This is a genomic window from Mycoplasma razini, from assembly GCF_048076865.1.
GTDB lineage: Bacteria > Bacillota_I > Bacilli_A > Mycoplasmatales > Metamycoplasmataceae > Mycoplasmopsis.
Map to the genome: position 1 here is coordinate 579,495 of NZ_CP182212.1, position 24,758 is coordinate 604,252.

The 24,758-nt window shown below is 29.2% G+C and carries 3 protein-coding genes and 1 pseudogene; all 4 read right to left on the reverse strand.

Annotation, left to right across the window (positions count from 1 at the left end):
* Nucleotides 1–83: 83 nt before the first annotated feature.
* The 4 genes and pseudogenes from ACM0L0_RS02280 to ACM0L0_RS02295 all read right to left on the reverse strand — a co-directional run bounded on the left by ACM0L0_RS02280 (nucleotide 84) and on the right by ACM0L0_RS02295 (nucleotide 24,537).
* Nucleotides 84–10,871 carry a hypothetical protein gene (locus ACM0L0_RS02280; RefSeq protein ID WP_416738365.1) on the reverse strand — a complete coding sequence of 3,596 codons (10,788 nt, stop codon included), beginning with the start codon at nucleotides 10,869–10,871 and terminating at the stop codon, nucleotides 84–86.
* Nucleotides 10,872–11,160: 289 nt separating this feature from the next.
* Complete coding sequence (locus ACM0L0_RS02285) at nucleotides 11,161–14,664, reverse strand: GA module-containing protein (protein ID WP_416738366.1); 3,504 nt, start codon at nucleotides 14,662–14,664, stop codon at nucleotides 11,161–11,163.
* A gap of 351 nt (nucleotides 14,665–15,015) precedes the next feature.
* Nucleotides 15,016–15,348: pseudogene (locus ACM0L0_RS02290) on the reverse strand (hypothetical protein); the annotation flags it as partial.
* Nucleotides 15,349–15,360: 12 nt separating this feature from the next.
* The gene (locus ACM0L0_RS02295) at nucleotides 15,361–24,537 is read right to left on the reverse strand and encodes a hypothetical protein (protein WP_416738367.1); all 9,177 of its coding nucleotides are present in this window, start codon (nucleotides 24,535–24,537) and stop codon (nucleotides 15,361–15,363) included.
* Nucleotides 24,538–24,758: the final 221 nt, after the last annotated feature.

Here is a 24,758-nt window from a genome sequence, read left to right on the forward strand (position 1 = left end):
CAGCCTTTTGGCTGTTTTTTTATGCCTTTACCATAGGGATATAAAAAAATCCCACAGGATTTACCTATGAGATTTAAGATTTATTATTTTCTTTTTAAAAGAATAGCTAACATACCAGCTACTCATGCAATAGCTGACACAGTTACTGCAATTGGTCATCAAATTCATGGTTTCTTACCAGATAAGTCTTCTCCAAGTAAGGCTTGGACTGCTGGTGAAGCATTTTGATATTGTTCTGAATCTTTCATTGCAGCTACAGTTGCTAATTGATCTTTAGTAATAGCCTTTTGATCTGCATCAGTTAAGATTGCGAGGTAATTATTTTCTTGCATTAGTTTTGCTAATTTAGCATTCTTTTTATCAGTTTGTTCAAGTAATGTGATTGCTTCAGCTAATTGATCAGCATTACGTGTCTTAACTGCAGAAACTAATAAATTAATTCCATTAACATGGTTTTTATTTTGTTCGCTTGCATTTTCAAGCGCTGTATTAAATTCTGGATATGAATCAAATCTTGTAGCAGGGAAATTATTTGCTGCTAATAATACATTTTCTAATTCAGTGTTAAATGACTTATCAAGATTGTTACTATTTAATAATCCATTTAAGTTGTCTCTAATAAGAATTGCATTTTCTGTTGCGATTTTCATGTTTTCAAGCTGAGTTACAATTTCTTCTTTAGCTTTTAATGCGATTTGTGCCATTAATTGATTGTTATCTGGATGAGAGGTATTTGTTGTTAATGAATCTGTTAAGTTGGCCACTAACTTATCAATTTTAGCTTTTATATCATTATTTGTGTTTATTTGGCTTGCTAAAGCTTCATTTGCTTGTGCAAATGTTGTAGCACTATCGAAGGCAGCTAAAGTTTCTTTTGCTACATTATTATTTAAGTATTCTGAATTACTGTTAATTGTATTTTGAGCTTGAGTAATACGAGCATTATCCTTCATAAAGACTTCAGCAGAGAATTGTTCAACTTGCTTGTTTAAATCACTAAGTTGATCAACTAATTCTTGCATTTTAGCATTTCCTGCTTGCATGTAAGCAGCATGATCATTTTCAAATTTATCACTTAATTCTGTAATTTGTGCTTTTGTTGTAGCTAATTTTTCTTGCAATGCTTTTGGTGAGTTAAATAATTTATCTTCATTAACTTGGATACTATTTGCTTTATTCTTCAATTGAGCAAACTCTTCTTGCATTGAAGCAGCTTTTCCTTTAGCTGCTCCAAGTAAGTCTAAAGCATTCTTTAAATCATTATTTAAGGCAACAACTTGGGCAGGTAAGTTGTCTAAATAAATTTCACCATTAGCTGGAATGATATTTCCTGCTTTTGCAATAGTATCTTTAATAAATTCTTGTTTATTTGCAGGAGTTAGGAAGAATTCATATGGTAAGTTATTTCCTGTTGTATAAGCAGGTTCTACTTTAGCATATGTTTCTTTTAATTCTCCCATAGCTTTATTTAACTCTTGTGCTTGTGTTTGCACCTTGGCTAATTGCTCATCATTATTAGCTTGGGCCATTAAGTTAGCTAACGCTTTAGCTTGATCAGTATTTAAGTTATTTAATCCAGGTAAAGTGTTTAAAGCATTTCCTTTAGCGTTATTTAAAAGTTGTTTTTCAAGTTGAGACTTAACTTCAGCTTCACTTGCATGAGAATTATTGCTTATAGTTTCAGATTCATTAGTAATGCTTGGTACTAATGCTGCATACTTATCATTTATTACAGGAGCTGAGGCAATTGCTTTATCAAGTTCATTAGTTAAGTATTTATGTTGTAACTTATCTAAAGCATTTTCAATTTCAACTGCACCACTGTTTTGATTAATATCTTTAGTGTCTTCATATGCATCTTGTAATTGTGCTGATTTATCAGCTTCTGGCATACTTGTAATTTTACTTCTAAGTTCTTCTAAAGCTTTATAGACATCAGCAATTGTCTTTTTAGCTTGTGAAACTGCGTTATCTAAAGCTGCAGCTGCCATGTTATATCCTGCTGCATTATTTTGAGCTTCAGCTGCTTGTTGAGCTGTTGGGATATCTTGAGTAGTTAATTTATTAAGAATTTGGTCTCTTAAATTACTGTGAAGGTCTTTATTTCCTTCTTGCAACTCTTTGACAAAGGCATTTGCATTCTTAATAGCTTCATATAATTTTGCTTTGTTTGTTTCATTTACAAGTTTATCAAGGGCTTGTTTGATTGCTTCTTGATCTAATGAAGCATTATTTAAGGCTTCATTAGCTTGAGACATGGCTGCAGTTAATTGTTCTGACTTAGGAGCATTAGATGCGTTAGCAATAGCAGCTGCTAAATCATTCTTAGCTAATAAAACATTTAACTTATCAGCTTGTGCATCATATGTAGCTTTTGGTGTATTTACATCTGTATTAGCATATTGCAACATATTTAGAGCTTTTTGTTTTTCAGCCTCTAATTCTTGTTTTAAGTTTTCAGGCATTTGGTCACTAATTACAGCTGCAGTTACAGCATCATAAGCTTTAGCTAATTTTGCTTTATCTAATTGGTGTTGAACTTTAGCTAAGATAGCATCATCACTAGCTTTTGTACTTGAAGCTTGTAAGTCTTCACTTGCTCCATTTAATGTTAATGCAAAGGCAGCTGAATCTTTTAACTCTTGTGGTAAGTTTTCTTTAAATTTAGCTAACTTATCTAAGGCAGCTAAATGTTGTACTTGACGTGCATTAGATAAACTTTCAAAAACATTAGCAGTTTTATCAAGTGCTTTTTGGCTAGCCTGTGTTGCTGTTGCTTTGTCATTATCTTGAGTAAAGTTGGCAATATTTGCTTCAGTAACAATAGCTTGGTTTGCTACATTTATAGCTTCAAGTGCACTAGCAGCAGTTGTTTTAGCAGCTTGCACTTTTGATAACGCTTCTTTTATTGCATCAAAGTTTAATTCACTAGTTGCATCATGAGCACTTGTAGCAGCAGCTTTTGCAGTTAATAATTCTTCTTTCACTGCATTAGCTTGTTGAACAAAGTTTGTAAATTCACTTAATTGGGTATCGTTCAGGTTTTGTGGTTTTGTAAATTGTTTAATTAAAGCATCTAAATCAGTTTGTGCTTGAGTTACTTTAGCTCTATTAGAATCAAAATTCTTTACTTTTTCTAATGTATTTGCTAAATCTTCTTTGCTTTGTACTTGATCTAGAAGTTTGTTAGCTGCTTCTTTTTGTTCAGCTGTTATGTTGTTTAATTGAGCAACTTCATCTTTAGCTGCTTGAACATTAGCATTTCCATTTAAAGCATCTTTAGCTTGAGAAATTCTATCATTTAAAGCTTGAATAGTATCTTTATCTAAAGTTACAGCAGCTTGATGTTTGATATTTCCTTCATCATTAGCTACATTATTAAGTTGAGCTTGTTTATCTTGATCAGCTGCTTTATAGTTAACGCTTTCTTTTTGTTTTTCTAATGAAGCTAAATTGTTATTTAGCTCTCCAATAATATCATTTAGCTCATTTGCTTTAGTTAAAGCTTCATTAACCTTAGCTGTATTTTCACTAGCTTTAACAGCATTTGATAAAGCATCTTTTTGAGTTTGAGATAAGTTTGGTAATTGTTTAATAGCTTCAAGCGCTTGAGTTTTAGCATCTTGCAATGCATTTGCATTTGCTTTAATCTTAGCTAAAACTTCACCTAATTGTTGTGAAGCTGATGTAACTGCAGCAATATCAGCATCACTTTTTAGTTTGTTGTCTTGATCTAAGAATTTTTGAGCTTGTTCTTTAGCTTTTGTTGCTTCTGAAACAATAGCATTATCTAATGAACTTCCAGCAGCTTGTAATGCATTATTAACTTTTTCTAAGTTATCAATTAATTCTTTAGCAGCCTCTTGGGCATTGTTAGTAGCATCTTTTTGAGCTTGCACAGCAGCAATAGTTGTAGCACTATTTACTTTGTCTTTTAAAGCATCTTTAGCTGCTTGAGAAAGATTATTTGCAGCTGTAATAAGACCATTAGCTTCAGCTTTAGCTTGATCAAGACGATTAGTTCCATCTAGAGCTTTACTTGTTTCATTTGTCTTACTTGTATCTGCTTTTAAAGCATTAATTAAATTATCTAATTTTTCACTACTATCTAAGTCAGTTCCACTTGCATTAGTAATATCTTGTTGCAATTTATTTACAGCAGCTTGGAAGGCTTGAGCAGGTTGTTCACTAGCTTCTGTAAATTGTGGTTGAGTTTTAGTTGCATTAGCAGCTTCTAAAACATTTTTAGCATTAGCAAGTGCATCATTTAACTCTTCAGCTTTTTGTGCCAATGTGTTAATTGCTTCTGGTGTTGTAGCTTTACTAATAGCATCCTTAATTACGTCTTTTTGTTCTTGACTTAGTTTTTCTAAAGCTTGAACTTTCTCTTGTGCTTTTGTTTTAGCATCAGCTAATTTATTATCACCATTTAAGGCTTCTTGAGCATTCTTTAATTTATTAGTTAACTGATCAATTTGCTCTTTAGTTTTATCAGCTAATCCTGCAGCAAGAGCAACTTCAGCATCTTTTAATTCATCATCAAATTCTTGACGTTTACTATCATCAGCATATTTATATTTATCAGCTTGTTTATCAAGTGCTTTAGCTTGGTCAATTGCTGTTTTATATGCATCTGTGTATTTGTCTAATTCTTTAGCTTTTGCAACTACAGCATTAATATCTTCTTGGGTTAATGTAGAAGATACTTCTCTTTTTAGAGCTTCTTTTTGTTGATCTGTTAAATGAGGTAATTTATCAATTTCATTTTGTGCAGTAGTTTGAGCTGACAAGATTGAATCAGCTTGACTTGAAGCTTTAACAATGGCTTGAGATAAATTCTCAGTAGCACGATTAATATTTTCAACTAATGTAGCCTCTTTAAGTTTATCTCCTGTTGCTGTAAGAAGATCTTTACCAGCTTTTATCATGTTTTCTAAAGCTTCTACTTTATCTGGTTGAATGAAATTGTATTCAGGACTCTTTTTAAGTTCTTCAGCCTTTTTAACCTTTTTAACTAGTTCTCTTGATGCTTCGTTAGTTGCTTTGGCATTATCTGTGATATTTTCAATTTCTTTAATTGAGGTTTTGCCTTTAAGTTGATCTTTGAAAAAGTCTTTAACAGGTGTATCTATACTATCTAAATTATCAATAACTGCTTTAGCAACTTCAATTGCAGCAGCTACTTTAGCATCACCATCAAGTTCTCTTTGTGCTGCTATTAAAGCATCTTTCTTGTTCTTAATTTCTTGGGTGTTAGATTCAACTTTTTCTAAATTGCTTTGTGCTTTTGCTGTAGTTATAAATTGTTCCAAGTCTTCGATTGCATTATCAAATGTTGCTTGTTTATCATCTGCTGCTTGTTTATATTGTGGAGTTTCTTTTTGTGCTTTAGCTTGAGTTAAAGCTTCATTTGCTTCACCAATTGCGTTATTTAAAGCTGTTTCTTTAGCAACAATATCATCAATGTCTTGAGTATTTTCAGCTTGCTTAATTGCTTCCTTAGCAGCTTGTTTAGCTTCTTGATCTAAGTTTTGTAATTGTTCAATAGCATTAGATGCATCTTCTTTTGCTTTAGCAAATTGAGCATTTCCATCTAAAGCTGTTTCTTTTTTCTGTGCGTCTTTAATAAAGAACTCAAATTGTTTTGATAAAGCATCTAAATCCCTAAATGCAGCTTCTTTAGAAGTACCATCAATTTTTCTTTCACTTAACAATTGTTTTGCTTTAGGAAGACTTGTAGATAAAGCAGTAAATTTATCTTTTGGATCTTTTGAAGCAAATTGGTAATTTGGCTCATTGTCTGCAATAACTTTATCAACATGTTTAGCTAAGTTATCAATTTCATCATATTTAGCTTTTCAAGCATCAATCTTGTCTTCAAAAGGTTTAACTTCAGAAATATCTGAAATCTTTTTAGCAAGATTTTTTAATACATCTTTATTTGCACTTGATAACTCGGTTGAGTTAATTTTTTCAATTAAACCATGAATAGCATTATCTAGGTTAGAAATTTTATCTGTAAGGTTCTTTAAGCTGTTAGTATCCTTTGCAGATGTAATTTGTGATTGTAAAGCTTTTTTAGTTTCTGGTGATAAGTTTGTAGCTTGATTTAAAGCTTGTTGTGCTTTTGCTCTTGCTTGTGTTAATAAGCTATCACCATCAAGTGCTTTAAGATCTGCTTGATATTTATCTGCAATTTGCTTGATTTCTTCTTTTAAAGTAGGTAAATTATTTGTTCAAGTTGTTGGATTACTTTCTTTATACTTCTCAATTTTAGGACTATATGTTTTTAATGCATCTTGAAGTTTTTCAGCAGAAAGATCATAAGCTTTTTTCAAGCTATCAGTAGCATCTATATATTTAGATTTAGCTTTTGTTTCACTAATTTTACTTTCAAGTTCTTTAGCTGAGGCAATTGTTGAATTTAATTCTTTATATTGCTCAACTTTGGCACTTGCATCAGCTAAATCATTTGCATTATTAAGAGCATCTTTTAAGTATCCAATATGTGTATCTGAAAAGCTTGGAAGCGCACTAGCTGTTAATTGATTTTTTAAGTTGTTTAATTGTCTTTCACCATCTAATGCAGCTTTTTTATTATTTATAGATTGAATAACTGAATCTAGTTGTTTTGATAATTCACCTAAATCCTTAAGTGTTGTAATTTCTTTTGCAGCAATGATTCCTTTAACTTTTGGTACTGATGTTAAGATTGAATTAAATTGATTTTTAGGAGTTTGTGAAGCAAATTTGTAATTTACATCATTAGCTTGTATTGTTTGATTTGTTTGATCAACTAAGTTATCGACTTGATTAAATTTATCGCTTAATCTTGCTAGTTGTTGTTCAATATTATTTACTTCATTTACATCAGCAGATTTTTTAGCTAAGTTGTTTAAAAATTCTTTGTTTTGTTCTGATAATTGTGATTGTGATATTTTAGTAATTAAACTTGCAATAGCTGTATTTAATTCTGTTAGTTTATCAAGTTCATTTTTATAGAATTGATCTACATAAGCATCAGAAGCTGTTTTTAAATTATTAATTTCTTTAGCATAGTTTTCACGTGTTAAATTGTTTAATGTATAGAAATTTCCAAATTTTTCTCAATCTGATTTAACAGTTTGGTTTGTTTTATAGAATGCATCCCCTTGGTCTGCAGCAACACGAGTAGCAGTTAAATCATATTTAACAACAGAATCATCAACTGCTTTCTTAAATTTTGCTAAAAGAGCTTCATTTTTAATGTTGCTATATTCAGTATTTAATTTATTTTTAGCTTTTGTGGCAGCTAATTTTAAAGCTTGATATTGAATATTATTTTCAATTAAGTTAGCTAGATCTTGTGTTGATTTAATTGGTTGTGTATTAGTTGTTTTAACTAAATTGTCAGCAACTGTTTTGCTATCTTTTAGTTGAATTTTAGCTTTGAGAATTGTTTCTAAATATTGTTCATTTGAAGCTAATGATTTTGCTTTTAATGCTTCTGGAGTTGCTTGAACTTTTAACATTTCAGCAATTTCAGTCATTAAAGAGTTCATTTTTGTTTTAACAGTATTCTTATCATTTTGATCTAATAAGTAGTATTTGTTATTGTTTAATAATCAATCATTAAATGCATAAGCATATAAGACATCACTAAATCCTGAATCAGCTAATGCAATGACATTTTCAAAATTATTAATTTTTTCAACTACTAATTTTAATGGTGCAAATAAGTTTGAAACTTCTTGAGCATTAACAGTATTTGAAGGCAACACTTGAGAAACAAATGTTTGAACTCTGTCTCAGTAGTCAAAGTTTTTATTTGTTAATAAAGTGTTAATTTGTGATGAAAGAGCTTTTGTGGCAGCATTCTTTCCTTTAATAAATTCAAAAACATTATTATTAGGAACTAATGAATTTGCATGTCTTGAAATATAGTTTTTAGCATCTTGACTTAATGTGTATTCTAAACTATTAATTGCTTTATTATTAGTGTTTAAGTTAGAAATTTTTGCAAAGTCTTCATAGAATTTTTCCATGAATAGTGCATTTGTTAATTGTGTTTTTTGTGATTGGTTTTCCTTGCTTGTAAGAGCGTTAGATAGCTTGTTAATATCTAATTGATTTAGAATTGTTTCAAAACCATTTTTTAATTCTGAATTAATTTCTGAATTTTGGTTTTTTCCAGATAAGGCAAATGGTTTTAAAAATTGTTGTACTGAAGCATTATCAATTCCATTACCTGCTAATGCAGCTAATTTTTCAAGCACAGAATTATTAGCATAATTGTTTACATAAGTTTCCAATTGTGTTTTGAAATCAGCTAAGTTTTCAAATACAACAGTATTATGTAAATAATCTTTTAATTTAGCTCAGTTATCTTTTAAAGCTTGCAATTCAATTAGTGCAGCATTATTTTGAGCCTTACTATTGTTTAAATATTTAGCTAATTTATATAAATCATTTGTACTTTCATATTTTGCTATTTTAGCATCAATGTCTGACACAATTTGCTCAAAAGTACTTTGTCCATTCATTTTAGCAACTTCTTTGTTGAATTGTTCAACTTTACCTTTAAAGTCTACTTTTCTAGGATCGAGCCCGTTTACAAAGTAAACTTCATTGTCTGGATGTGAGATACCAATTTTGAATGAATCAATGTCATTTCTCTTTAATGTTTCAATTTCATTAATTAAGCTTTCAACTGTAGTTTTATTAGATGATAATCTAAAGTTAACACTATTTTTTACATCAGTATTAGCCTGAGATAACTGTAATTTATCTTTATTAGCCTTACTAATTTGTTTAATAAAATCTTTTCAGAATCCATTGTATCTTGTTGTAGATGGAGTGGTTGAACCACCAAATCTTTTTCTATCATAATCAAAGCCAATTGCTGCTTTAATAGAAGCTTGTTGTACACTAGTTAATGGTGTACCTTCATATAATAATTTAGAATCTAGTTGACTTCTACTTAATTCTTGCTCTAAGGCTTCTTTAGCTTTTTGCTCTTCAGAAATTGAATATTCTAATGAACCTCTTAAAATTCCAGTGTTGATATCAAAACTGAATTTTTGACCTGAAACATTATATTTAAATAATGATTGAGCACGTGATGAGTTTGAATCACTGTAATATGGTTTAATTGTAATATTATTTAAATCATTAATATCACGTAAATTAGTAGTATCAAGGTTAACATTTAATGTTGTATTAAATTTACCTCTTCCTAAATATAAAGCATTATTTTTTGTATCATCTCATGATACCTTAACTGTATCAATTAATTGATCACCTTTATAAACATTATATCCATCAATTTGAGGGAATTTATCATCCTTACCATCTCTTCTTCTTAAGTTTTCAGTAATATTGAATTGAATATGTCTTTTCTTTGATCTAACAGCAAATGATGTAGCTTCTGCTGAAAACATATTTCCAATTTCACCATTTGAAGTAGGGTTAGCACCCGCATTGTTATCTACACTAAAACGATTATTGTAGTAATCTGCATGGTAAAGGGCTGAAACGAATGATTTATTGTGTCTATTGTTTAGATATGCATTTGTAACAGTAGAATTTGTAGCATAATCATTAATGTTATCTGGGTTTTCTAATACCCCTACATATCTTTTCTTTGTTTTGAACTTCATAGTAATAATATAAGCTGGTTTAGCTTCATTATAACCTTGTCCTGCTCAATTTTCTTTTCCATTATCAATATTTATTAAAAACATTGATCCAGTGTTTTCTGTAAGTTGATTATATAGGTTTCATTTACGTGATGCTTCGTCTCGATATTCACCAGCTAAATAATTGTAGATTTTAGTTCCAAAAGAACTTTGGCTTTCACCTTTTTCTTTGTTTATAGCAACACCAAAGACATTGTTTAAGTTGTCAAACCCGAAGTTAGCTGCTAAGTTTCTTGTTGTTAAAGCTCACATAAAGTATGGAATGTGTGAACCTAAACCTGATGCTGATTTGTTAACATCTGTAGTTAAGTATTCAATAGCATTAATTCTTGGGTAGTATCCTGATCAATAATTTCATTCAGGATATGGATATGGGAAAGTATTGATTGATAACTTCTTGTCAGGCTTTCTATTTATGTCATAAAGAATATTTCCTTTTGAGGTTGAACCATTTGTAATATCAAATTGAAGGTTTTTTACTCAATAATCTCTGATATTTGTTCCTGAAAAATCTTGCTCTGAGCCAGGATAGAATTGTTTGTTTTTATCAGCAATTCTTAAATAGAATCCTTTCGGTAATTGACCTTCAAAAGATTCTCTAGTATTTCATTGACGTTCTCATTCATCATTATAAAATAGTGAGTTATCTCCTACTTGACTACTGCTGTAATCTTTTTTATCAGGGTTACGTCAACTATACCCTGGATAATAATCAAATTTTCCACCTGTTGAACTATTTACATAGTCTAATTTTAATGTTATTGAACCAGGAATTAGTTCAATATCATTTGAAAGTGCAAAACCTACAGCACGTTGTCCATATGAATATCCGCCATGGCCTTGTAGTATTCCTGAGTCAAACTTAATTTCTCAAGTTTGTTCAGGTTTATTTCAGTCCTCTAAAGTTGGTTCTTTAGTAAACTTAGCGAGTTTTTGTCTTTCGCTATCTGAAGTAAGTATAGTCTCGTCTTTTCTGTAAAACCCGAAATATCTATTTTTAAGTTCTGTATATTCTTTAATTTCAGGGTTACCTTGAACTATTCTATCAGCTGCAAAAGCTGCTGATGCTGTTGATTCATCGCTTGTTGCTTCATTTAATGAAAGCGTAGCTAATGGTGCAGCAAGAGTTGCAGAAGTAGCAGCTAGTGTTAAAAGCACTTTTTTGGCTTTAACATTTTTATGTTTTTCCGACATATTTCTCCTTAAATTTTTTTAAAGTAATTTGTATATTTTTTAATCTATGAGGCTATAAATCTTCAAGTATCCAGATTTATAAAAAAAATATTAACTATTCAATTATACACTTTTTATTTTCTCATATCATTTTAGTAAAAAGAAATAAAACCCCTTTATTTTAGTGCTAAAACTAACTTTTTGAATTTTTTTAAAATTTTGAACAAACTAAATTAGGTATTTTTTAATTTTAATAAATCAAGATAAAAATAAAAAATCCCACAGGATTTACCTATGAGATTTTTGAATATTATTTTCTTTTTAAGACGATAGCTAATAATCCAGCTAATCATACAAGAGCAGACGCAGCTACTGCAAATGGTCATCATCTTAATGGTTTCTTATTGTTAAGTTCATCATTTACAAGAGCTTGAATTGCAGGTGAGGCCATTTGGTATTCTGTTGTACCTTTTAAGTCTTGCACACTGGCTAATTCGTCATTTGTGATTGCTTTTTTATCAGCATCTTTTAAAATACCAATGTAATTTCTTTCTTGCATCAATTGTGCAAATGCAGCGTTCTTTTGATCCACTTTATTTAATAATTCAATAGCTTGAGCTAATTCATCTGCATTACGGTTATCATGTGCTGAAATTAATAATTTAATTCCATCTACATGTTTTTTGACTGTAGCGCTAGCAGTTTGCAATGCAGTTACAAATTCTGGATACGAATTATATCTAAGTGTACTTGGAAGAGCTTTTACGTCTTTGTCAATGGTTTCTAAGTCTGATTTAAACTTCTTATCAATAGTATCTTTACTTAATAATGTATTGATTGCATTCTTTGTATTTGCAACAGTTTCTGTTTTTTCTTTCATGTCTTTTAATTCGCTAACAATTGCATTTTTAGCTGTTGCAGTGATTTCTTGCATTAGAGCAGTATTTTGATCATTTGTTGCATTGGCAACTAATGTATTTGTTAAGTTGGTTACTAATTGATCCATTTTAGCTTTTAGTTCTTTATCGGCTTTTACTTGGTTGTTTAATATTTCATTTGCTTGTGCAAATGTTGTAGCTTTGTTAAATTGAGCTAAAGTATTTTGAGAAATACTGTCATTTAAATATTGTGAATTATTGTTAATTAAGTCTTGAGCTTGTGTTATACGAGCATTATCTTTCATAAAGACTTGAGGTGAGAATTGTTCAACTTGATCATTTAATGCACTAAATTGTTCAACTAATTGTTTCATTTTTGCGTTTCCAGCTTGCATGTAAGCTGCATGATCATTGAAGTATAGTTTGCTTAAGTCTTTGATTTGAGTATCTAATTCTTTGATTTGGTCTTGAATTACTTTTGGTGAGTTAAATAATTTATTAGCATTAACTTGAATGTTTTGTGCTTTTGTATTTAACTTGGTGAATTCATCTTCCATTTCTTTTGCTTGTCCTTTGGCTTGGCCAAGTAAGTTTAATGCATTTGTTAAATCATTATTTAATTGTTCCACTTCAACTGGTAAGTTATTTAAGTAAACTTGGCCATTAATTGGAACAACTGTTCCAACTTTGGCAATAGTGTCCTTGACAAATTGTTGTTTATCTGCTGGCACAAAGAAGGCTTCATATGGTAAGTTTGTACCTGATTTATATGCTTCATCAACTTTATTGTAATTATCCTTTAATTGTGACATAGCTTTATCAAGTTGGTTTGCTTGTTGGGTTGTTTGTAAAACTTCTTGCAATGTTTTTCCTTGAGCAATAGCATTAGCTAAGTTATTTGCTTGTGAATTATTTAAGTTATTTAATTTAGCTAATTCATTTAAAGCATTACCTTTAGCATTATTTAAAAGTTGTTTATCAAATTGATCCTTAATAGCTTGGGAACTAGCATGTGAGTTGTTGCTTACAGCTTTTGATTCTTCAATAATGCTTGGTACTAATTTTGCATACTTAGCATTAATTTCAGGAGCTGCTGCAATAGCTTTATCAAGTTCATTAGTTGCATACTTGTGTTGTAACATATCTAAGGCATTTTCAATAGCAACTACACCACTATTTTTATTTATATCTTTAGTTTCATTTAATGCTGCTTTTAATTCAGCTGATTTAGCTTCTTCTGGCATTGCTGCAATTTTAGCTCTTAATTCTTCTAATGTTTTGTAAACATCAGCAATTGTCTTTTTAGCATTTGCTACAGCATTGTCTAAGGCAGCTGCTGCTGTATTATATCCAGCTTCTGTGTCCTTAGCATTAGCAGCATTTTGAGCAGTTGGAATGTCTTGAGTATTTAACTTATTAACAATTTGATCTCTTAAATTACTGTGAAGGTCTTTATTTCCTTCTTGCAACTCTTTGACAAAGTCTTGAGCTTCATTTATTGAAACATATAGTTTTGCCTTGTCAATTTCATTAGCAAGTTTTTCACTAGCACTTGTAACAGCTTCTTGATTAATATTGTTATTATTTAAAGCTTCTTTAGCTTGAGCTAATGCATCTTGAAGTTGTTTTGAACTAGGTGCAAGCATTCCTTTAGCAATGACATCTGCTAAATGATTTTTAGCTAATAAAAGATTTAATTTATCAGCTTGTGCATCATATGTAGTTTTTGGTGTATCTACATTTGTATTAGCATATTTAAGTAATTCTAAAGCATTTGCTTTTTCAGTTGCAAATTCTTGTTTTAAGTTTTCAGGCATTTGTGAGCTAATTGTAGCTATAGAAGCAGCATCATAAGCTTTAGCAAGCTTATCTTTGTTTAATTGATGTTTAATCTTAGCTAAGATAGTATCATCACTTGCTTTTGTATTTGATGCTTGTAATTCTTCTTTTGCACCTGTTAATGTAAGTGGGAATGATTGTGAAGCCTTAAGATCTTGAGGTAAGCTATCTTTAAATTTAGTTAATGCATCTATAGCAGCTAAATGTTGCACTTGACGAGCATTGGCAATATCTTGATATAAGTTTCCTTGTTTATCAAGCGCTTTTTGAGCAGCTTTTGTTGCAGTTTCTTTATCACTTGAATCAGTAAAGTTTGCTACATTTGCTGCTGTTAAAATAGCATTATTGTTATTTACCACAGCTTGAATTGTTTCATTAGCTAAGTCTTTTGCTTGAGTAATTAAACTTGAAGCTTGAGAAACTTCTTCTGCATTCAGAGTTTCACTTGCTAAAGCTTGACTAGCTTGAGTATTGGCAGCTTCTAATTTTGCTTTTGCAGTTTGTATTTGTTTTACTAGATTATTAAATCCAGCTAAGATAGCTTCATTACTATCATTTGGTTTAGTAAATTGGTTAATTAAACTATCTAAACTATCTTGGGCAATTTTTAAGTCACCTTTAGCCAAGTCTAACGCTTGGGCTTGAGCTACTTTATTATCTAATTCAGCTTTTGTATTAGCTTGATTTAAACTATCTTTAGCAGCAGTTTTTTGTTCTGAGTTAAGATTATTTAATTTATCAATTTGAGCTTTTGCCTCTTGTTTATTAGCATCACCATTTAATCCAGCTTTGACATCATCTATCTTCTTGTTTAAGGTTTCGATAGCTTTTTTATCTAAAGCAGCACCAGCTTGATTCTTAATATTTTCAGCATCATTTGCAACATTATCAAGATCTGCTTGTTTATTTGGATCTGCTAATTTGTAATTATCTTGAGTTTTAAGTCCAGTTAATGAATTTAGATCATCTTTTAACTTACCAATTGCAGTATCTAAATCTTTTGCTTTTGTTACAGCTGTATTAACTTGTTCTGGTGTTTCACTTGCTTTAACTTCATTTATTAAAGCTTGTTTTTGAGTATTAGATAAGTTAGGCAACTTGTTAATAGTATCAATTGCACTATCTTGAGCATTCTTTAATGCTTGAACATTATCTTGAATTTTGCCAAGAACTTGGACTAATTTTTCTGAAGCTTTCTTAACTTCATCTATATCAGCTTGGTTCTTTAATTTATTATCATCTAAGAATTCTTCAGCTTTTGTTATAGCATTATTTGCTTCTTGAGCGATCGCACTATTTAATGAGGTTCCGGCAGCTTGTATTGCTGCTTTGACTTTTGCTAAATTGTCAATTAGACTTTTAGCAGCTTCTTTAGCTTGGATAACAGTTTCTTTTTCTTGATTTACTGTTGCTATTGTTTGAGCATTGTTTACAGCTTGTTTAAAAGTATCAATGGCTGCTGGAGATAAAGTAGAAGCAGCATCAATAACACCATTAGCTTCTGCTTTAGCTTTTTCTAAACGACTTTGTCCATCTAAAGCATTATTTGTATCATTTGTCTTAGTTGTATTTTCTTTTAGACCTTTAATTAAGGCACTAAGTTTTTCTTCACTATCTAAATCAGTTGTTGTGGTTGATTCAGAAATTTCTTTATCTAAATCACCTGCAGCTGAATTAAATGGTGTAGATGTTTCGCTTGAAGCTTCTGTAAATTTAGGTGTCTTTTTAACTTCTTGTGCAGCAGTTTGAGCTTGTTTTGCTTTAGCAAGAGCTTCATCTAATTCTTTTGCTTTTTAAGCTAATTTATTTGCATCTTCAGGACTAGTTGCTTTATCAATTGCATTTTTGATAGCTTCTTTTTGAGGTTGAGTTAAATTATTTAAATCATTAATTTTGTTTTTAGCTTCTGTTTTGGTGTCAGATAATTTACTATCACCATTAAGTGCTTTTTGAGCATCAGCTAATTTCTTACTTAATTCATTAATTTGCTCTTTAGTTTTATCAGCTAATCCTTTAGCAAGTTCAAGTTGAGCATCTTTTAATTCAGAATCAAATTCTTTTTGTTTGTTTTCATCTGCATATTTATATTTCTTATCAGATTTATCAACTTTTTCAGCTTCTGCAATCGCTTTTTTAAATTCTTCAGTAGCTTTATCAAGTTCTTGAGCTTTTGTTACTACTTTTTCAATAGCTTCATTTGTTAATGCAGCTGAAACTTCATGTTTTAATGCTTGTTTTTGTTGATCAGTGAGATGAGTTAACTTATCAATTTGATCTTTAGCAGCATTTTGAGCTTTTAAAATTTCATCAGCTTGTCCAGAGGCTTGAATAATAGCTTGAGATAATTGTTCTTTAGCATTATTAATACTTTCAGTTGGAGTATTAGCTTTAAGCTTATCTCCTGAAGTTGTTAAAAGATTTTTAGCAGTTTCTAAAGCATGATCTAAAGCTTGTTTTTTGTCTTCTTGAACAACATTATAATCAGCTTTAGCTTTAAGTTCATTTGCTTTTGCAACTACATCAATTAATTCTTTTGTAGCTGTGTCAGCTGCTTTAGCTTGATCAGCAATAGCATTAATTTCTTTTGTTGATTTTTTAGTATCAATTTCATCCTCGAAGTGCTTCTTAACTGGTGAATCAATATTTGTTAATGCTTCAACAACAGCTTTAGCAACTTTTTTAGCTGATTCTAAATTAGTATCTCCATCAAGAGCATCATTTGCTGATTTTAGAGTACTTGTTTTATCATTAAGTTCTTTAGTAGTAGGAACAATTTTGTCTGTATCATTTTGAGCTTTTGCAGCTGTTATTGCTTCTTTTAAGCTTTCAAAAGCCTTATCAAATGTTGTTTGTTTACTATCTGTAGCTTCTTTATATTGAGGAGTGTCTTTGATAGTTTCAGATTGTTTTATTACATTATTTGCATCCGTTATTGCATGATCTAAGTTAGACTCATTATCTGCAATAGTTTTAGCTGCTTGTTTAGTTGTAACTTTATCAATTGATTCACTAGCAGCTTGTTTAGCAGTTTGATCTAGATTTGATAATTTTTCAACTTTATCTTTAGCTTCTTGTTTAGCTTTTGCAAGTTCAGCTTCACCATCTAAGGCATTGTAAATTCCTTTAATGGTATCTGTTACTTTTTTAATTTCAGAAGGTTGAGTACTTGTTTGAGTGTCTTTTGAGTAAGTTTGCTTGTTAGCATATTCTTTATCAAAATTATTTTTACTTGTTTCAGAAGCTTGAGTATATTTAGTTTCTGATTTAGCATTATCAAATTTGTTGTATGCAGTAATAAGTTCACCCATATCAGTATTTAATGTTTGAGCATTATTTATAACTTCTGTTACTTTAGCTGTTGTATTAGCAGCATCGATTGCTTGTGTAATTGCATCAACTTGGTGTTGAGATAAATTGGTTAAGTTAGCTAAATCTTCTTTTGCTTTAGTTCTAGCATTTGCTAAGGCTTCTTTGTCAGCTTTAATCGCTTCTAAGGCAGAATTATTTGTTTCAATTGCACTTGTAATAGCTGCTTGTTCTTTTCCATTTACTAATAAACTATTTGCTAATAATTCATTATTTAATTTTTCAGCTTGAGCTACTTTAACTTTTGTCTCTTCACTAGCGTTTGCATATTCAGGATCTTTTATTGCTTCAGCAAGTTTTTTAGCAACTTGGTCTAAATTATCTGATGCTACATCTAGTGCTGGGATTTTAGCTGTAAGTTCATTTAATGTTGCAATATCTTGTGCAGCTGTAATTTGATCTTTTAAAGCTTTTTTATATTCAGGAGATAAATGTGTTGTTGCTTCTAATGCTTTATTAGCCTTATCTCTAGCTTGTGATAATAATGCGTTACCATCAAGAGAGTCTTTAGCTGTATTTGAATTTTGTGTTGCCTTATTTAATTCTTCTGTTAACTTGTTAATTTCATTAACATCGTTAAATGAATTAGTTTCTTTAGCTTTCTTAATTTCTTGATCAAGAGTTGCTTTATTAGTATCTAAAGCAGATTTCTTATCTTGTGAAGCTTGAGTATAGTTATTAGTATTTTTAGCTTTTTCTGCTTCTTGTGCAGCAGCTTGAGCATCTTTTAAAGCTTTATTTAATTTTTCAGCAGCATCTTTTAGACTTTGAACTTCTGAATCATCTTTTGCATTTGCAATCTTATCTTTTAAGTTAGATTTTTGTGCCCCTGATAATTGATCTAATTTTTCAATAGCTTGTTTAGCTGCTTCTTTATTTGTTTTAAGTTTTTCATCACCATTTAGCTTGCTAATAGCTTCTTTTAAGTCATTAGCTAATTTTGTAATTGCAGATTTATCTTTGTTAGCTAATCCAGCTCCTAAAGCATCTGTAGCTTCTTTTAAAGCTTTTTCAAAAGCATTTTGTTTATCAGGATCAGCAAATTTATAATTATTTTCTTCTTTATTAACACTTTTAGCAGCATCAATTTGATCTTTTAAGTCTTTTGTAACTTTATCTAATCCTGTAGCTGTAGTTACTACTTCATCAATAGCATCTTTAGTTGTTGCTAAATCAACTTTTGATTTTAAATCATCTTTTTGATCCTTAGTTAAGTTTTCAAGATTTTCAATAGTGTCTTTTGCTTTTTGCTGTTCAGCTGAAATTTCATTTGAAAGCTCATTAATTGCTTTAATAGCATTATCAATTGCTTCTTTTTTAGCTTGTAATTGATCTGTTAAATTATTAGGTTTCATCTTTTTAGCTGAAGTATCTAATATATTATCTTTAACATCTTTAATAGCTGTTTCTAATGCTTGTTTTTGTTCTTCAGTTGCTTTATTATATACTGAAGTATTTTTCTTTAATGTATCAGCTGCAGTTAATGATTCCAAAATTTTTGCTATTTGATCATTTTGAGTAACTGCTTTATTTTTAATATCATTTACTTCAGTAAGTGTGTTTGCCTGAGCAACTTTTTCTTTAAATGCATTGATTACTGCATCATTTAAATTATTTAAGGCACCAAGAGTACCATTAGCTTCAGATTTAGCATTTGATAATTTAGTATCACCATTTAATTCTGTGTATGCATCTTTAGTATCTTGAATTAATTTATCTACTTCAGTTTTTGTGTTTGTTGCATTTAATAAATCATCATCAAGCACAATTTTTTCAAGTTCGCCAATTTTGGCAACAATTTCATCAGCTTTAGTATCAAATTTACTTTGTAATTCAGGATCAGCTTGAGTATATTTGATTGAAGTTTTATTTGTTGCATCAGTTGCTTTTTGATCTTTTAAGTCTTGAATTTCTTTATCAAATGAAGTAGCTTTTGAAACTAAATCTGTAATTTTTTCAGTTTCAGTTTGATTATCAATTAAATTATTTAACTTTTCTTTTTGTTTTTCAGTTATATTGTTTAACTTCTTGATTTCTTCTTTTGCAGTATTCTTAGCATTATTTAATTGTGTATCACCATCTAGTGCTTTTGTAGCATTTAGAATACTTTCTTTAATTGAATTGATTTTTTCAAATGAGACGCTTGAAACATTATTTGGATTGTTACTTGGCTCTGCGACAATTTTATCAAAGTGAGTTTTAGGTTCATTTGACGCATTGATGTATTTTGGAGTTGATTTTGCATCTGTAGCACCAGTATATGCTTGGCGCAAGTCTGACATTACACTATCAATTTCTTCCACTTCTTTTACAATGTATTCAACTGCTGATTTATTTTTAGCTGCATCAATTTGTTTTTTAAATTCTTCTTTTTGAGCTGCTGTTAAATTAGTTAGATTATTAATTTCTGTATTTTTAACAGTTTCTTTATATTGCAAGAATTCATTGTATTTGTCTTCAATTGTTTTAATATCTTTAGAGATATTATTAATAATACTTGTAATATTCTCTTTACTTTGATCAACATTACCTTTACTATTATTATCAAAATTATTTTCATATGTAGCAAGGTGTTGTTTTAATGTTTCAAATTCAGCTTCACCATTTAAGGCTTCAAATTTATCGCTAGTTGGAACAAGCCCTTTTAGCTCAGTAATTTTAGTAACAGCTTTTCCATATTCTTGATCAATAGCTTTTAATTCTTCAAATTTTGAATTTACAGCATCAACTGTTTTTTCTTGACCAACTTTATCTTTAAATGTGTTTTTTAAACTTTCGGAAATATTATTGAATTTAGAAATTTCTTCTTTTTTGCTATCAATTAAATTTCTTAAAGCTGTATCACCATTTAAGGCTGCTAAATCGCTGTTATACTTGTTAACAATTCTATCTATTTCATTTTTTAATAAAGGTAAGTTATTTGTTCAAGTATCTGGATTAGTATTTTTATATTGATCGATTTTGTTGCTATATGTGTCTAAAATATCTTTTAATGCTTTAGATGAGGTATCATAATTGTTTTTAAGAGTTGTTTCAGAATTAATATATTTGCTTTCTGACTTGACAGATTCAATTTGACTTGCAAGCCCATTTCCAGTTGCAATAGAATCGTTTAGTTGTTTATATTGTTCAACTTTTGCATTTGCATCTGCTAGGTCATTTGCATTTTTTAAAGCTTCTTTTAAATTTTTAATTTGCTCATCTGTAAAGTTAGGGAGTGCTTCTTTTGTGACTTTATCTTGCACTTCTTTAAGTTTTTCATTACCATCTAAAGCATTTTGAACTTTAATCCCTTGGTCGCTAACTGCATTAAGTTGTTTTGCTAATTTATCTAATTCTGATATATTATCTTCAATTTTTCTATTTAATACTAGATTCTTTGCATTTAATAATCATGATTTTATTCCATCAAATTTATTTTTAGGATCATTAGAAGCAAATTTATATTCAGGTTGATTAGTTTCTATAATATTATTAACTTTGTTAATTAAATCATCAAGCTTATTAGTTTGACTTATTATCTCATCAATTTTTTCGCCAATTTTCTTTACTTCATCAATATCAGCAGATTGCTTAGTCATATTTATTAGAATTTCTTTAGAAGAGCTTGCTAATTGTGTTGAATTAATTTTATTAATTAAATCAGTAATAGCTTTATTTAAATTAGCTATTTTATCTAATTCATTTTTGTAAAATTGATCAACATAAGCATCTTTAGCTACTTTTAAATCATTAATTTCTTTTTCATATTTATCGCGTGATAAAGCATTTAATGAGTAGAAGTTTCCAAATGAATTTCAATCATTTAAAACTTCACCATTTGTTTTATAGAACGAATCCCCTTGATCGGCTTCAATACGTTTTTTTGCTAAAAGATACTTAGCAGTAGAATTATTGACTAATTCATTGAATTTTTTCAAGAGTTCTGCATTTTGAACATTATTATATTGCGTTGTAAGTTTTTCTTTTGCTTTTGCTGCTGCAATTTTTAAAGCTTGATATTGTATATTATCTTCAATTAATTTAGATAATTCTTCTTTAGTTTTTATTAATTCATTGTTGCTTGAAGTTTTTAATAATTGTTCAGCAACAGATTTACTGTCTTTTAATTGAATTTTAGCTTTTAAAATAGATTCTAAATATTTATCATTTGTAGCCAATGATTTTGTTTTTAGAACTTCTTTGTTGGCTTCTGTCTTGAGCATTTGTGCAATTTCGTTAATTAATGCTGTTATTTTTGCTTTAATAGTATTTTTATCGGTTTCTTCTAATAAATAATATTTGTCGTTATTTATTAATCATGTATTAAATGCATAAGCATATAAAGCATCACTAAATCCTGAATCAGCTAGAACAATGGTATTTTCGAAATTATTAATTTCTTCAACAACTAGTTTTAAAGGTGCAAATAAGTTTTCAACTTCTTGATTTGTTACAACATTTGAAGTTAAAATTTGTGAAATAAAAGCTTTTATTTTGTTTCAATAATTAAATTTCTTTTCAACTAATAAATTATTAATTTTGTCTGAAATTTCTTTATTGGCTGCATTTTTTCCTTTGATAAATTCAAAGATATTTTTATTTGAAATTAAAGTGGCAAATTTACTTGCAATATAAGTCTTAGTTTCAGGTTTTAAACTATATGATAGTCCTTTAATTTCAGTATTGTTTGAATCTGATGTAGCCATTTTTTCAAAATCTGAATAGAATTTTTCTGTAAATAATGCACTCTTAAGTTGATTATTTTTTGCATCATTTCTCAGATTGTTAAGATTTAAATCATTTAAAACATTTTCAATTCCACTCTTTAAATCAGTACTAATTTCTAAATTTTGATTTTGATTAAATAGTGCAAATGGTTTTAAAAATTCTTTAACTGTGGAGTCTTCAATACCATTTCCTGAAATCGCAGATAATTTTTCAATTACCGAATTATTAGCATAATTATTAACATAATTATTTAATTCGTTTTGAAAACTATTTAAATCTTCATATTTGACATTATCATGTAAATATTCTTTTAATAAAGTTCAGTTTTCTTTCAGTGGTTGTAAATCAATTAATGGTTTATTTTCTTGTTTTTTGTTATTGTCAAGATATTTTGTTAATTTATATAATTGACTAGTATTTTCATATTTGGAAATAGCTACTTCAATTTCATTAACAATTTGATCATATTTTGACTTACCATTCATTTTATTTACTTCATCGTTGAATTTGTCAATTGTTCCTTTAAAGTCCATTTTTCTAGGATCGAGCCCATTTTCGAAGTATACTTCATTAGTTGGATAGGAAATTCCTATTTTGAAGCCTTCTAAATTGCTCTTTTTAAGCTTGTCAATTTCTTTGATTAGTGACTCTAATGTTGAACGATTTGATGAAAGTCTATAATTTACATCATTAGTTATATTAGTATTTGCTTTTGATAACTCTTCTTTATCTTTATTAGCTTTACTAATTTCTTTAATTAAGTCATATCAAAAACCATTATATCTAGTAGAAATTGGTGGTTTTGCTCTACTTCCGCCAAATCTTTTTCTATCGTAATCAAATCCTAAAGCTGCTCTAATTGCAGAACGTTGATTGATAGTTAAAGGTGTGTTATCGTATAATAAGTCAGAATCTAAAGTACTCTTAGAAAGTTTATCTTCTAATAGTTCTTTAGCTTTTTGTTCATCAGAAACAACATATTCAAGTGTTCCTGTTAATGTTGCTAAATCTTTATTAAATGTAAATTTTTGTGGTGTGACATTATATTTAAATGCGCCTTCAGAGGCATCACCACTATAATATGGTTTTATAAATATATTGTTTAAATTTGAAATATCATTTAGAGAAGATATATTTAATTTAACATTTAATTTTGTGTTAAATCTTCCTTTTTGGAGGTATACTTCTCTATTTTTATCATCTTCTCAAGGTACTTGTACTGTATCAATTAATTGTTCACCATTATAAATGTTATATCCAGCAATCTTAGGGAATTTATCATTTCTAGCTTCTCTTCTTTGCAATTTTTCAGATATATTAAATGTAACATTTCTATTATCACTTCTCTCAGCAAAGCTTGTAGCTTCAGCAGTATATTGATAAGCTTGTCTACCATTTACAGTTGGAGAATTATCTGCATTAGAAAATTCATATCTGTTGTAGTAGTAATCTGCATGATATAAACCAGATACATATGACTTCATTTGGGATTTATTTAAAAATGAATTTATTTCTGGTTTTCTAGTGTCTTCACCTTTGAGACTGGCAGAATACACATTTTCCATTTTTCTTCTTGTTTTAAATTTTAAATATATTTTATAAGCTTTTTTGGCATCATTATATCATCCAAACCCTCAATTTGGATAGTACTCATAACCGTTATCCACATTAATTAAAAATAGTGTACCAGTATTTTGATTGAATTGATTGTATGTATTAAAATTTTTTGTTTTATAAAATTCGTCAATCTTTTCATTTGCAGAATATATTTTTGATGGTCAAGAGTTAGGATTATCACTTTTTTCTTTTGCAATTGCGGATCCAAAAACATGTAATAAGCCATCAATCCCGAAATCAGCAGCTATACTACGAGATAAAAGTTCATCCATAACATATGGTGAATAAGCACCTAAATTCTTATCTTTTTTATCTACATCAGATGTTAAAAACTCTATTCCATTAATTCTAGGTCTATAGTTTATTCAATTGTTTGCGTGGCTAGTTAATGCAGGAAAAATATTTATTTCCATTTTTCTATTTGCCAGATCTCTATCTTCACTAGAATAAAGAAGATTTCCTTTTGATTTAGAACCTGATTCTATATCAAAAGTCATATTTTTCATTCAATATGATTCATGGTCAAAAGCTTGATCTGCAGAAAAATCAAATTTTTTGTCTTTGTCAGCAAATCTTAAATAAAATCCCTTTAATTTATCATATTGTTTAACTTTTGAATCATGGTCATAACTAAAGAAATCATTTTTAGCAGGATCTTCATATCCTGGTAATGTATCAGGATTTCCTCAAGTGACACCATTATTATAAAAGGTCATATTACCTTGATAATTTCTATTTGTGTATTCAAGTCTTAATGAAATTGTTCCAGGTATAACTTCCAAATCATTTGAAAGTGAAAAACCTATAGCTCTTTGACCTGGTGAATATTCACTTTCTCCTTCTAGTAAGCCGGTATCATAAGCTATTTCTCATGTTTGCTCAGCTAAATTTCAATCATTTTCGGTTGGTTCATGAATGAATTTAACCATCTTTTGAGCTTCTTTTCTACCTTTTTCTAGACTATTTTCTATATTTTCTCTTTCAAATTTATTTAAAGAGTTCATATTTTTATTACTTTGGTCATCAGGTATTTTGTAGTATATTTTTTCGCCATCTCTTTTGACACCAAAATATCTACTTCTAATATCAGTATATTCTTTTACTTCTGGGTTTCCTTCAACAGTTCTATCAGCAATAAAACCTGCTACAGCATTTGCTTCATCACTTGTATTTCCAGTTAATGAAAGCGAAGCGAGTGGGGCAATCACAGTAGCAGATGTTGCTGCTAATGTTAAAAGCACTTTTCGCGCTTTAGCATTTTTATTTTTTTCAGACATATTTCTCCTTTAATTTTTAATTTATATTATTAATAAATCATTTTTATTATACTCTTTTTTAATTTTTGTATAATTTTCGAAAAAATACAAAAAATCCCACTTTTTAGGAATAAATGGGATTTTTTAAAATTAATTTATCATTTTGTTTTTTAATTCATTTTATTAAAACTATTATATATTTGATATTCAACTGTGGTTTATAACATATGAATTTAGAGTTT